We start from the raw sequence: 13258 nt of genomic DNA, 5'->3' as shown, positions 1-13258 counted from the left end.
GATGACAAACCGGAAGCGCCTGTTGATCGCCGGCGGCGTCGTTTTCTTGCTGGGCTTGATAACCATGTTGCCCGCCAGGGTGATACACCACTGGCTCTCACCCGCTGAACTGCAACTTGCGGGCATCAATGGCACCGTTTGGAACGGTGCCGCCAACGAAGCGCTCATGGACGGAATCTATCTGCAGAATCTGCGTTGGAAGATACGCCCTTTCGCCATGTTCACTGGAAACCTCGCGTACGAGCTACAGGCCGAACCCGTCGGCGGATTTCTTGATGCTACGGTGGCAGTAAATCTGGCTGGCACAGTTAAAGTGTCCGGGCTCAACGCCGCGTTACCACTGAACGCCTTGCAAAACATGGTACGCGTGGACGGTCTTGCCGGGGACCTGACCTTACAGATGGACGAAATTCGCCTTGCGGATGGTTGGCCAACCCATGCGAGCGGTCAGGCAGGTCTGTCCAGCCTCGTGCTACGTGCGCTTGCACCAGCACCGCTGGGAAACTTCCAGGTCGAATTCCAGAACACGGATGCCGGTATTCTCGGTAGCGTTCAGGACGTCAGCGGAATGCTGAAAGTAGCGGCAACATTGCAACTGAGCCCGGATCGAAGTTATACCTTACTGGGCCAGGTGGGACCCACTGCCACTGCGGCGCCGGCTATCGTCGAGCAGCTGCGTTTTCTCGGTTCGCCCGATGCCCGTGGTTTACGCGAGTTTCGGACCGAAGGTTCCTTATGACTCGCTGTGCACTTCGACCTCTATGAATTTCTGCAGCAAGGGAAAGTACAACGCCGTCCGAAGCACGGCATCTGTTAAGCCGCTGTAGATATCGCGGTACAACTTCAATTGTGGCAGATAGCGTGCAACCTCCTGCTCGAGAAAGCTGCTCAAGTCGCCGCCTTCGTGCGTACTGGTCTTGTAGTCAACCAACCAGTGCGAGCCGTCGTCATCGATCCGAATTCGGTCAATAACAATATTGACCGCCTCACCGTTGCTTATACCGCCAAGGCGCAGTTCGGAGTGCCCCTCGCCAGCCAGAAGCCAACGGCCTTTGTCATCTTCCAAAGCGGATTCCACGGCGCGACGAACGCGAACAAGCACCGTGTCCAGATCGCTGTCCGGTACCCCCAGAGATTGCGCCCAGCGACGGCTGACCGCGTCCAGGTCGCGTGGCACACAGTCGCTGGCAAGACTGCCATCTGACATTTTCTGCAACCAGCGGTGCACGATGGTTCCCGCGTGGCGCGCGGCACTTCCTACCCAATAGTAATCCACTTCGCGCACCTCACCTGCAGGCGCTTCGATCACGGCGGGAGGCGGCACTGGTAATTCGGGAGACTGCCACCGCTGTTCCATTCGCCGTATTTCAGCTGCCATAAAAACCGGTTCATCAGTGTCAAACCGGCCAATCGATTCCTCACCAGCACGAGCAGCAAATGCCGCTTCGAACCGTTGTTCCACCAGCGGCCAAAGTCGGTACAACAAACTGTCTCGGTAAGGTGCTCCCAATTCCGCGCCCTTCTTGCGCGTTCCAACGCTGCCCACGAGATGCAGAGAATGCACGGCACGCGTACAAGCAACGTACAGCAGCCGGTCTAATTCCAGACGATCGCTTTCTTTCGCCGATTGTTCGATGAAGCGATGCAGAGGGTCTTTCTCAACCTCAGTGCGCGGTCCCAGTGGGCTGATGATCATGCCGCTGGAACCGTCAGCAGACGTCACCGGTAACCACGCGAGAACGTCCTTGTTACTGCCACCGGTCGTTCGCCCGAGCCCATGCAGAACCACATGATCGAACTGCAGGCCTTTCGCCTTGTGCATGGTCATCACTTGCACCCGCGTGTGTTCGTCTCCGTGCGAAGAAACCCGCTCTTCGTCCAGTTGCTGCTCCAATGTCGCGATGTCCGGAATCGTACCGCCAACTTCGAGCTTGCCGATGACATCCAGGTAGCGGTAAACATTTTCTACTTGTGCCGCATTCTGCAAGCAGGCAGGACCACCAAACGTCAGCCATGCGTTCTCGACTCTCTCGCGCAAACTGCGCGTGCCGTGAGCAACGGAGAACCGTTCCAGCGACTGCAGGAATCGTTGCAATCGCGACCGGCCATCGACGCTTAACTGCTCGAGTCGTGCGGGATCGTCACACAGCTCCCGTACCGTTGACCTGCTGTCATTGGTCACTAGAGTGTGAATATCCCGCCAGGCAAGACCAACCCAGGGCGCACGCAACAGCGCCAGCCAGGCAATACGGTCGCCTTCGTGACAAAAGGCCCGGGTCAGCGACAATAAATCGATGACTTCGGGCAAATCCGTCAGGCGATCAATCTCAATCGCCTGACACGCGATATTCTTGCGCCGCAAAATGTCCAACAGTTTCGGCAGCTGACTCCGACTACGTACCAGTACGGCCACATTGTGTTCGGCATTCACGTTCAGGCAAGACTCAATAACGTTCGCCGAACAAGCTGCCTCTTCTTCCGTGCCCGCATCAATCAAGGGGTGAACCTCGACAAGGCCTTCGCCAGCACGAGCGTCGACAGGTACGGAAGGTGAGTAAGAAATCGCGCCAGTCGCTACATCATCTTCACGCGGCAATATTCTTGCAAACGTGGCATTGAACCAGGCCACCAGTTCCGCGCCGGAGCGAAAATTCCGCCGCAAAACGAGAGAACCCAAAGTCAACGTGCCGATGCCGTGTTTTCTCGCGGCAATAAACTGACCCACTTCCGCATCGCGGAACCGATAAACCGATTGCATGGGATCGCCCACACAAAACAGGGTTCGACCATCGCCGGGCTCCCAACCCGCCGTCAATTTTGACAACAACAGGTATTGACCGATCGAGGTGTCCTGCATTTCGTCAACAAGCAAGTGGCTGATTCGGTAGTCGAGCAACATGGAAAGCTCACCGGGCTCATCGGCGTCGCCTAAAGCCTTGCTCGCAGCTTGTGCAACTTCGACATGATCGTTCACGCCACGCTCTGCGAACAATCGCTGCAATTCCGCAACGGCCAACGGTAAAACATCAAACAAGGCAAGCATCACCTGCCATTGTTCGTCACGGTAAGTTGCATCCGGCAAGAGCTGAATGGTTGCCAACTGCTCCCTCAATCCAGGTTGTTCCTGCAAGACCAACAGCCACTCTTTGAACGCTGTCTTTTCGCCATTGTCCTTCGCTGGAAAACCGCAGCGAACGTCCACCGATACCCGGATATCACCATCCAGCTTCAGCAGTAGCGAAGCAATGGCTCGCCAGAGAAAAACGTTGTCGCTATTGGCCTCCGGCCAGTCGTCAATATTGAGATCGGCCAGCGCGTGCTCAACGCCCGTCTTTTCCTGCAGGTTCTTGCCCGCGTAACGGAGCAACTCGCGGTGCTGTTGCGTGCCGAGATCGCGAAACACACTTCGTAGCAAGTGCAAGTGCGCGCATACCTGACCATCAATCGTCGCTTCCAGCGCAGCACGAACCTTGTCGGCGTTGCCTGTTGCGCCGATGCCGGTAAACGGAATCCACTGATCACGCTTTGCCAGCATCTTGGCCAGGTAGCTGACGTAATCTCCGACGTTGTTGTCAAGATGCCGTAACACCCGCTCCAGTTCAGCAGCACGAGCATCACCAAGGGGCAGCCAGTCCAGCGTTGCTATCGCCGCCTCAGAGTACAAGCGTTTCATCTGCGCGTCGGCAACCGTGCGCATCGAGCCGCCTAGGTGCGAGCTGATGGGCAGCATGCGGGTAACTGACGCACAGAACGCGTCCATCGTCATGATGCGCATTCGCCGCGGCGACTCCTGCAATCGCCAGTTAAATTCGGCGTCGCGTCGCAATATGCGCGCAGCAGCTCCGAGCGTTCGTTGCTCATGTTCCGCATCGCCGGTTTCACCATTGGCCGCACGTTCGAGCGCATGTGCGACCCGATGCCGCATTTCTGCAGCGGCTTTGTTAGTGAAGGTAATGGCAACCACTTCTTCCGGCTCGGACACGGTTGCCAGCAGAAACAGATAACGCTGGATCAACAATTCAGTCTTGCCCGATCCCGCCGGTGCCTGCACGATGAACGACCGGGTTACGTCCAGCGCGTCGCTGCGCGCAGTGTGGTCAGCGCTTAGCAGCTCAGCATTAGTCTTCACGTCGCAGTTCTTCTATTCGGCTTAGCAATGCAAGCGGTCGGCCGTCATCAGCGGACTGGTTGCCGTTAACTCCGGTCTCGCCGGATGCAAAACGTACCAGCAGTGCATCCACGTCTGCGCACCACGCCGCCAATGCCTGGGGCCAGTCCTCGGCTTTGATCTTGCCAAAAGGCACGCCCGCACCTTCCCCCAGATAGCTGATCTCGCGACTGTCCAAGTAGATCAATGCAAGGCCGCCCACTGCTGCATCAAGGGTCCGTGCGTATACCGACAATTGCACATTGGCCGGCACGCCCCTTTTCGTATTCATGAAGGACTTGCGTGTGCCTGATTTGTAATCAATGACCAGGAGGCTGCCATCGGGCAAACGATCAAGCCGGTCTATACGCAGACTCAGGCTCACGGCACCGTGCTGCAACTGCAGCCGCTCTTCAAGTGAGTCAATGTAGAAGTCGTCACGAGCACACTCTTCATCAAGAAACCGAAGAAGTAGCTGCTGCAAGCGACCTTTTTCGAACTGCAGAATAAGGCGCAGAATATCATCCGCGTGTTTTCCGATATCGGCCAGCGCCATCCATGCTGCTCGCTCGCAACGCTCCTGACGCTGCTCATCATTCCAACTTTGAAGTTGGTCCAGCGACGGCTTGTCTGCCAGCAAGCGGTGCAGCGCATCGTGCAACGCAATCCCTCGTAAACGCGGCGTAAGGCCGGCCTGATACGGTTCCAGCGTATTTGCCGCCAATCGGCCAGCGACAAAAGCTGAAAACGGTTCTTCTTGCATACGTTGAACGGTATAAGCACCGCCGCGTATTTTCTCGCCTGGCAAGACCGGCGGTGCAGAATCCGGGTGCAACGAATTGAGGCTGGCGAGGCCCGACATTCTGGACGCGAACCAGCCCGGATCGCCGACGTCTGCTTCGACTGCAGAATTCGCATCCAATTTGAGTAACGGTGACGGCAGGAGTTCGGTGTCACCATCGCTGCGCGACCAGCTGTACAGCAGTTCATCGCTCGATTTTTGCAAACGCAGAAGCGTACGTTCTGCGAATCCCAGCGTATCGGCAGGTGTGGCATCCGGCATGCCGGTATCACGTTGCAGTTGCCGATTTAGCAGCGCCAGCGGTTGCCCTGCCGGCGGCCAGCGGCTCGCATCCATGTTGCCAATCCAGACGTGATCAAATTCCAGCCCAGCCGCTTCCAGCAAGCCGATCAGACTCAAACCACCTGCAGGGGCTTCTGGTTGATAGAGAGCGTCGCCCGCCATTTGGAACAGATAAGCTATGGCCTCACGGAATGTCACTTGCGCGCGCACACTGCCAAGTCGGGCGAACTCATTCAGTAGTTGGCGCCAACGATTCACCAGCTGAAACTCTTCGCTGTCTGCATTCTGGATGCCCGGCCAACCAAGGCCAGTCAACAGCACATCGATCCTCGACGCCCAGGTTGACGGCGGAAGTGATTCGTCCTGCTGCTCCGCCAGATCAACGAGCAAGCGCATTCGTTCACGCCAGAGCACACCGTCCGACGGCTGCCCCGTATCCGCCAACGCGTCCAGAAGAACATCCGGCTTCCACAGCCTGTCAACCAGCGTACGGAGGTGTGTTTCAAGGCGACAACGTCCCGGTAAATCGTCACTCCCCAAGAAAGGCGAACGCAAGAGTAAACTGATGTCGCTACTGCGCAAGCCGTCAGCGGCAAACCTGAGCGCCTTCTCGGCTGCGACGACGGCAGGAAAACTGGACAATCGCTGACCGTAGGACACGTTCACTGCGGACCGGTAGCCCGCACCGCCCAACTGCCATCCGGCGGCGAAGCCTTCCCTGACTTTCCGCGCGATGGCTGCCGCATCCTGATCCAGATCCGGCGCGATGACTGCAACCCGCGCTTGCGGCTCACGCTGCAATAGCTCCCGGGCCCAGAGACCCGCCGCGCGCCATTGGGCGTCCTCATTCAAATACGAACGGTAGGCCGTGACCGCCGCTTTGGCTGTCACCGGCACCTCAACTAAATCGACGCCGGCCGACGCCAGGCGTTCAAACAGGTAACTCTGAGCAGGCGTGAGTCGATCGAATCCAGCCCAGTGAACGCGCTTGTGCGGCGCCAACTGCGACGCACTCAGCGCGTTGCCGCAATACTCCGTTAGTTGCGCCTGATCAATCCAGCCGTCGGCGTCAAGTAACTCCCGGTACGCCGATGCCGCTCGCACAAACCAGTGTTCGTCACGACTGCCTGCTGCTGCCGTTACCGTTTCAAGTGATAAACGCCAGTCGTGCATACGCTGCCAGGCTTGCCGCGAGTGTCGCAGCACACCGGCAATGCTCAACAAATCCTGGCGACTGGTTTGGCCCAGGCATTGCTCCCATAACAGTACGCTCGCTGCCGGATCAATCAGGCGTTTCAGGCCCTGCTGCTCCGCACCCTCCAGCGCGGTCGACATCCAATCGCTGACCGACACAATGTGCGGACTCGGCCAGCTTCGTCGGCCTGCGATGCGTTGTTGCTGTTCAAAGGCAGCCTGCAGTTCTCGAGCAAGGCGACGACTTGCTGTAACAACCGTTGCGTTAGCCCTGATCGCACCCGCAAGCCATGTGTAGCTGTTCGTCATTTAATCCGACTGGGCCAGCAGACCGTCAATTCTTTCAAATACGGTGTGCAGCGTATCGACATCGGGCAGTGTCGTAATGCGAAAGTGATCGGTATACGTCGTATTGAAACTGCTTCCAGGCGCGATAAGCACGTGATGTTCTTCCAGCAATCGTCGGGCAAACTCGCGATCCGTCAAGTGTCTGGCGACTCGCTCGCTCAGTCGAATGAACGCGTACATCGCCCCTTCGGGCGGCACCAACTCAAGGTATGGGCTCGCAGCGACACAATCGATGACCGCTTGCCGCGATTGATACAACCTGCCACCCGGCTCCACCAATTCGTGAATACTCTGGAAACCGCCGAGCGCCGTTTGCACCGCCCATTGCCCGGGTACGTTGCTGCACAGTCGCAGAGCAGCGAGTAATTCCATGGCATGTGCGAGCTGGCTGCCCCGATCCACATCACCGCCGAATACACACCAGCCCACCCGGTAGCCACAGGCCCGATAAATTTTCGACAAGCCGGAGTACGTCAGACACAGCGCATTTTTTACCAGCGTTGCCAGTGGTATGAATTCCGCGCCGTCGTAAGTCATCTGGTCATAAATTTCATCAGCCAGAATAACGAGTCCGTGCCGTTCGGCAAATTCCACGAGACCGTCCAGTACTTCGCGGTTATATACCGCGCCCGAGGGATTATTCGGATTGATTACAACAATAGCCCGGCATCTCGAGGTAACCAAACTCTCAAGCGCTGCCAAATCGGGCTGAAATCCGGCATCGGGTGGGCACGGATAGTGCACCGCTTTGCCGCCGTTCAAAGTCACGGCGGCCGACCATAACGGGTAGTCCGGGCTGGGAACCAGAACTTCGTCACCAGGATTCAGCATAGCTCGCAGGGAAAGGTCGATGAGTTCACTCACACCGTTGCCGATAAACACGTCATCGGCGCTGGTATTCTGAATACCGCGGTTCTGCTGCTGCATGACGACAGCTTCCCGCGCCGGGAATATGCCCTTTTGGTGACTGTATGGTTCGGCAGCACCGAGATTCTCAATCATTGCCAGACGCATCGTTTCCGGCGTTCGATAACCGTAGAGTCCGGGATTGCCGATGTTCAGCGAAATGATTTCGTAGCCGCGCTTCTCGAGCTCCAGCGCGCGATGCGCCAGTTGGCCGCGAATTTCGTATTTGACATCGGCGAGAGCTTCACTGGTGCCCACTGTTGTTTGTTTCATTTACTCATTTCAGTGCTGTTGTTGACGCTGCGCATCATATAGTACCGGCCGCTCGCAGCACGGCGATTTTCTCTGCGCTGTAACCCAAAGTATTTTGCAAAACATCTTCGGTGTGCTCTCCCAGCAGCGGCGGCGCACTGTGCATGCGGGTCGGCGTTGCTGAGAACGTCACCGGATTGGCGACACTCGGCACAGTTCCGGCCAGTGGGTGCGGCATCGAATGAAGCAGGCCGCGCTCAACGGTATGCGGATCGGCAAAAACCTGGGAAAGGTCGTTGATCGGGCCACTGGGCACACCGCGTTCACGAAATTTTTTCAACCAGTCGGCGGTAGTTCCTGTCTTCAGCTTTCCGGCTAACGTTGCTACGAGTTCGCCTCGGTATTTCACCCGGCCGCTATTGCCGCTGAATCGCGGGTCCTTGGCCAAGTGACCCAGCTCCAGGCAATCAACGCAGGCCACAAATTGTCGGTCGTTTCCGACCGCTAACATCAAGTAGCCGTCCGCCGTCGCGAACGATTGATAAGGAACTATGTTGGGATGTGCGTTCCCGTGACGTTGCGGTACTTCGCCGCCCACCAGGTAATTCATCGCCTGGTTCGCGAGCCACGCAACCTGGCTATCAAACAATGGAACGTCTATGTGCTGGCCTGCGCCGGTCCGGTCACGAGAGTGCAAAGCGGCGAGTATGCCGCTGACCGCGTACATACCTGCCATGATATCCGCTACTGCAACCCCGGTTTTCTGAGGCACGCTGCCCGCTTCTCCCGTCAGGCTCATCAAGCCAGCCGATGCCTGAATCATTGCGTCGTAACCGGGTTCAGCGGAACGCTGGCTGTCTTGACCGTACGCGGATATCGAACAATAAATCAATGAAGGAAACTCGCTCAGCAGGGTCGGCGCGTCAAGCCCGTAGCGCACCAGTGATCCCACTCGGAAATTCTCAACCAAGACGTCGCTTTTCGCGACCAGCTCTTTGATCATCTGTTGACCAGCTTCATCGGCGATATTGACCGTGATTGATTTCTTGTTGCGATTGGTCGCCAGAAAATAGGCCGACTCGCTGGTTTCACTGCCGTCTTCTGCACGCAGCCACGGCGGGCCCCACCGACGCGTGTCATCACCACTGTCGGGCTGCTCTACCTTGATAACTTCCGCACCGTAGTCAGCCAGCAGCTGACTTGCCCATGGCCCGGCCAGAACCCGCGAAAGATCGAGCACCTTGATATCGTGTAGCGGTCCTTGCATCGAAACGGATCCGTAATGGCAGAGGGTCGCCGATTGTCGAATTCCCCAACAGCAATCGCAAGTGCCGATCACGGGGCATTGCGCGGCCAATAAAAAACCCGACCAGCGTTAGCTGGTCGGGTGGGTCCGCACGGAGAATTGCGGATTGCGCGACTAGGTTGGTGTTCGGACCTTGCGGTACTGACTGGCCAACTCAGTCTAGCTCTTCAACCTCTGCGCCTTTGACTTCGGCCGGCGTCGGGGTCTGTTTTTCGGTCGGCGTTTTCTTGCCGAACCGGATCAGTATTTCTTCTATCTGTTCTTCATTTACACGGCTGATCGAACGCACGCTGATGCTTTCATTGCCAAGTCCGCCGAAGACAATCGAATCACCACCGTAGGGGCACAATTGATCGTCTCGTGACGAAAATCCCAGCCGGTATGACGATCGAGCGCCGAAAGCTGGCCTGCCCAGGGTGACAAAATAACCGCGTCTTGCGGAGCCCCTGATCAGGAGATGGCTGTCGTCCAGCGCGGTATAGTCTCGGATAGTCCGGATCAGGATGCAATCGGAACCTCGCAAATCGAGGTCATCCACGCCCTTGCGAGGCTGATCTGCGGCCCCTGCATTCATTACGAATACACTTGAACAAATGACAATAATCAATTGTTTTATAAGTGCTTTCATAGTAAACCTCTACCCTCTCATGGCGAAGATGCCAGCAATAAATTTTGCCAGCACATTGGCTGATTGGACTGATCAGTCCTGAATTAAGTTCAGCGCCGCCCGCTGACACGCCCCATGGGCTGACACTTCTTGCTCACGGCGCCACAGGCCGCGCCGGGTCTCTGATCCACTCGCTCCAGGAGCCTGGATAGAGGCGCGGCGCAGGCAGACCCGCGAGGTGTGCCGATAGCGCCAGATGGCAAGCCGTAACACCGGAACCGCACATTACTGCCCATTCCGAGGGCGCTTTGCCTGAAAACAGGGCAGTCCATTGCTCCGCCAACTCGTCAGGGGTCCGCCAGTGGCCATCAGGCCGCAGGTTTTGCGCAAACGGGTAATTGACAGCGCCCGGCACGTGCCCAGCACGGCTGTCGATCGGCTCGACCTGCCCCTCAAAACGGTCAGGCTCCCGGGCATCGACCAGCAATGGCGCCGTATCGCCTCCCAAACGCTCGGAGAGCTCGTCAGTATCAATGACCCACTCAGGCCGGGGATTGGCCACAAACGTTCCCTGAGGCGGCGTCTGGGCAGCCTGTTCGACATCGAGGGTCTGCGCGCGCCACGCCGCCATTCCACCGTCCAGCACCGCCACCGTCGGATGCCCGAGCCAGCGGAGCATCCACCACAACCGGGCTGCCTGGCCGCCACCGGCAGCGTCGTACGCGACGACCTGCATACCTGGTGATATGCCGAAACGGCGCATAGTCGCCTCGAACGCGCGCACGTCTGGCAACGGATGCCGACCTGTTTCCGCGCTTACTGCCGCGGCGAGGTCGTCATCCAAATGAGCGTATACGGCGCCGGGAATGTGCCCAGCGTCAAAATCCGCCCGACCCTTTTCCGGGTTCATCAGCTCAAACCGGCAATCGACAATCCTCCAGTTCGGCTCGCCGAGGTGTCGACGTAGCTCGTCGACCGAAACAAGACCACCATACGCATGCATTTTTCTGTCCCTGTATTTGCTTTGATTCCGCCTTGTACACCCGATGGCGGTCGGGGACAATGTGCCGGTTCGGGTAACCGTCCGGTTGCGCGGCAATACAGTTTCGACTTTTGGGAGATTTATTGCGTGGAAAGGATACTGGTAGGCCTGAAGCGGGTTGTTGACTACAACGTCCGGGTTCGCGTCCGCTCAGACGGCAGTGGCGTAGACACCGACGGGGTTAAAATGAGCATCAACCCGTTCGACGAAATTGCCCTGGAAGAAGCGTTGCGTATTCGGGAACGCGGTGACGCCAGCGAAGTTATCGTCGTATCCATGGGTCCTGCCGAAGCGCAACAGCAGTTGCGAACCGGTCTCGCGATGGGCGCAGATCGGGCAATTCTCGTTAAGTGTGATACAGAGCTCGATTCCCTGAGTGCCGCGAAAGTATTGCTTTCTATCGTCGAACGCGAAACACCCGACCTCGTCTTGCTCGGCAAGCAGGCCATCGACAATGACAATAATCAAACCGGCCAGATGCTGGCTGCATTGTGGAACCGGCCGCAGGCGACGTTTGCATCTGAAGTCAAAGTCTTGGATGACCGCTTACAAGTCACTCGCGAGGTGGATGTTGGCCTCGAAACTATCGAAGTCGATTTACCGGCGGTTGTCACTACCGACCTGCGTCTGAATGAGCCTCGTTACGTGAAGCTGCCGGACATCATGAAAGCCAAGAAAAAGCCGTTGCAGGAAATCGATGTAACCGAGCTGAGCATCAGCCCCGACCACAGTATCAAGACCACGGCATTTGAACCTCCGCAGGAACGACAAAAAGGTGTCATGGTCAGCGATGTGTCTGAACTGGTATCCGCACTGAAAGACAAAGGATTGCTGTAATGAGCAAAGTACTTATCATTGCCGAACACGACGGCCAGAGCCTGAACACCAGCACGGCTAAATGCGTTTCCTGCGCAGCAGCCATCGATGGTTCGGAAATCGACATCGCAGTGTTGGCCGCCGACAGTGCAATCATCGCGGCTGAAGCCGCGAAGATCAGCGGAGTCAGCAAGATCATTGCGATTGACAATCCGACCAACGCACAATCACTGGCCGCGGTGTTAGCGCCGCAGATCGTCGCTATCGCTGACAATTACAGCCATGTATTCGGACCATCAACAACTTTCGGCAAAGACTTGATGCCGCGCGTCGCCGCCCTGCTCGGCGTCAACCAGATCAGTGACATCATGGAAGTACTTGGCGCCTATAGCTTCAAACGACCGGTCTACGCAGGCAATGTAATTACAACGGTTGAAGCCTCCAGCGAGAGCACTGTCGTTGCCACGGTGCGAACAGCGTCATACAGCGCGGCAGCACTGACCGGCGAAGCTGCAGTCGAGACTACCAATATCTCTGCCGAACTACCGCAACATACGCGGTTCGTAGAGTTGAAAGCGGGATCATCCGACAGGCCCGATCTGCAAACCGCGGCCAAGGTTGTTTCTGGTGGGCGGGCACTTGGTAGTGCGGAGAAGTTCGAGATCATCTACCACTTTGCCGACTCCATCGGTGCAGCGGTTGGTGCATCGCGTGCAGCCGTTGACGCAGGCTATGTTCCGAACGAGATGCAAGTTGGTCAGACAGGCAAGATAATCGCCCCGGATTTGTACTTCGCCATTGGCATCTCCGGCGCCATTCAGCACCTGACTGGCATCAAGGATGCCGGAACCATCGTGGCTATTAACAAGGACGCCGATGCGCCGATCTTCGATGTTGCAGATATCGGCCTGGTAGGCGATTTGTTTACCGTCATTCCGGAATTGCAGCAAGCACTGCAATCCTGAACAACAACGGCATTGCGGCAATGAGCCGCAATGCCGTTGGCATGGTTACAGCTGTGCCAATATCGCTTCGGCCTTGCTGACTTCAAACTTACCTGCCTGCTCAACCGCGACGTGCGAAGCAACGCCATCGTCGACTACAATGGCGAAACGCTGACCGCGCGTACCCATTCCGAAACCGCTGGCATCCAGCTCGAGCCCCAACGCTTTCGCGTACTCGCCGTTGCCATCCGCAAGCATCATAACTTTGCTGCCGACACCACGATCCTTGCCCCACGCGTCCATGACGAAAACGTCGTTCACGGCCATACAGGCAATCGTATCGATGCCTTTGGACATCAACTCATCCGCCTGATCAACGAAACCCGGTAAGTGGTTCATGGAGCAAGTAGGCGTAAACGCCCCGGGTACTGATACCAGAACCACTTTCTTGCCCGCAAACAAGTCTTCGCTGGACACAGCACCTGGGCCCGCATCCGTCATTACGCCGAATGTGCCTGACGGCATCTTGTCGCCCACTTTAATTGTCATTCATTCTTCTCCTCGCCGGTTGAGTGAAATTAACGCCGCAACGGTGATCTATACCGGCACCGG

At 57.2% G+C, this 13258-nt stretch carries 10 protein-coding genes; 3 read left to right on the top strand and 7 right to left on the bottom strand.

Annotated elements, in window-relative coordinates; all coding sequences use genetic code 11:
- Nucleotide 1 precedes the first annotated feature (1 nt).
- Nucleotides 2-739: a type II secretion system protein N gene (locus tag AC0L8N_RS17535; protein ID WP_473669507.1), complete on the top strand. Its 738-nt coding sequence runs from the start codon at nucleotides 2-4 to the stop codon at nucleotides 737-739.
- Here AC0L8N_RS17535 and AC0L8N_RS17530 read toward each other — a convergent pair.
- The 6 genes from AC0L8N_RS17530 to AC0L8N_RS17505 all read right to left on the bottom strand — a co-directional run bounded on the left by AC0L8N_RS17530 (nucleotide 734) and on the right by AC0L8N_RS17505 (nucleotide 10847).
- Nucleotides 734-4129, bottom strand: coding sequence for a UvrD-helicase domain-containing protein (locus tag AC0L8N_RS17530; protein ID WP_473669505.1), 3396 nt, complete (start codon nucleotides 4127-4129; stop codon nucleotides 734-736). The genes AC0L8N_RS17535 and AC0L8N_RS17530 overlap by 6 nt on opposite strands.
- Nucleotides 4119-6734: a PD-(D/E)XK nuclease family protein gene (locus AC0L8N_RS17525; RefSeq protein WP_473669503.1), complete on the bottom strand. Its 2616-nt coding sequence runs from the start codon at nucleotides 6732-6734 to the stop codon at nucleotides 4119-4121. Before AC0L8N_RS17525 ends, AC0L8N_RS17530 begins: the two co-directional genes overlap by 11 nt.
- Complete coding sequence (locus tag AC0L8N_RS17520; protein ID WP_473669501.1) at nucleotides 6735-7952, bottom strand: aminotransferase class I/II-fold pyridoxal phosphate-dependent enzyme; 1218 nt, start codon at nucleotides 7950-7952, stop codon at nucleotides 6735-6737. It lies immediately after the preceding gene.
- Between the two features lie 34 nt (nucleotides 7953-7986).
- On the bottom strand, nucleotides 7987-9198 hold the full coding sequence (locus AC0L8N_RS17515; protein ID WP_473669499.1) for a CaiB/BaiF CoA transferase family protein: 1212 nt from the start codon (nucleotides 9196-9198) through the stop codon (nucleotides 7987-7989).
- A gap of 193 nt (nucleotides 9199-9391) precedes the next feature.
- Entirely contained in the window at nucleotides 9392-9865 is a 474-nt protein-coding gene (locus AC0L8N_RS17510; RefSeq protein WP_473669497.1) for a DUF6491 family protein, read from the bottom strand.
- Nucleotides 9866-9998: 133 nt separating this feature from the next.
- On the bottom strand, nucleotides 9999-10847 hold the full coding sequence (locus AC0L8N_RS17505; RefSeq protein WP_473669495.1) for a sulfurtransferase: 849 nt from the start codon (nucleotides 10845-10847) through the stop codon (nucleotides 9999-10001).
- 126 nt (nucleotides 10848-10973) lie between these two features.
- Between AC0L8N_RS17505 and AC0L8N_RS17500 the strand changes: the two genes are divergently transcribed.
- A complete protein-coding gene (locus AC0L8N_RS17500; protein WP_473669493.1) occupies nucleotides 10974-11723 on the top strand; it encodes an electron transfer flavoprotein subunit beta/FixA family protein in 750 nt (249 codons plus the stop codon).
- Entirely contained in the window at nucleotides 11723-12667 is a 945-nt protein-coding gene (locus AC0L8N_RS17495) for an electron transfer flavoprotein subunit alpha/FixB family protein (protein WP_473669491.1), read from the top strand. The genes AC0L8N_RS17500 and AC0L8N_RS17495 overlap by 1 nt, the downstream gene beginning before the upstream one ends.
- A gap of 45 nt (nucleotides 12668-12712) precedes the next feature.
- Here the strand turns inward: AC0L8N_RS17495 and AC0L8N_RS17490 are convergent, their stop codons facing one another.
- A complete protein-coding gene (locus AC0L8N_RS17490) occupies nucleotides 12713-13195 on the bottom strand; it encodes a redoxin family protein (protein ID WP_473669489.1) in 483 nt (160 codons plus the stop codon).
- Nucleotides 13196-13258 lie beyond the last annotated feature (63 nt).

It is taken from the genome of Woeseia sp. D3-10 (assembly GCF_055809415.1).
Note: the sequence above shows the minus strand (reverse complement) of the source record. Positions and strands in the feature narration are given on the sequence as shown.

Excerpts from the sequence above, each read along its gene's own strand:
- AC0L8N_RS17535 (WP_473669507.1), top strand. The coding sequence starts at position 2 with ATGACAAACCGGAAGCGCCTGTTGATCGCCGGCGGCGTCGTTTTCTTG.
- AC0L8N_RS17525 (WP_473669503.1), bottom strand. The coding sequence starts at position 6,734 with ATGACGAACAGCTACACATGGCTTGCGGGTGCGATCAGGGCTAACGCA.
- AC0L8N_RS17520 (WP_473669501.1), bottom strand. The coding sequence starts at position 7,952 with ATGAAACAAACAACAGTGGGCACCAGTGAAGCTCTCGCCGATGTCAAA.
- AC0L8N_RS17515 (WP_473669499.1), bottom strand. The coding sequence starts at position 9,198 with ATGCAAGGACCGCTACACGATATCAAGGTGCTCGATCTTTCGCGGGTT.
- AC0L8N_RS17510 (WP_473669497.1), bottom strand. The coding sequence starts at position 9,865 with ATGAAAGCACTTATAAAACAATTGATTATTGTCATTTGTTCAAGTGTA.
- AC0L8N_RS17505 (WP_473669495.1), bottom strand. The coding sequence starts at position 10,847 with ATGCATGCGTATGGTGGTCTTGTTTCGGTCGACGAGCTACGTCGACAC.
- AC0L8N_RS17495 (WP_473669491.1), top strand. The coding sequence starts at position 11,723 with ATGAGCAAAGTACTTATCATTGCCGAACACGACGGCCAGAGCCTGAAC.
- AC0L8N_RS17490 (WP_473669489.1), bottom strand. The coding sequence starts at position 13,195 with ATGACAATTAAAGTGGGCGACAAGATGCCGTCAGGCACATTCGGCGTA.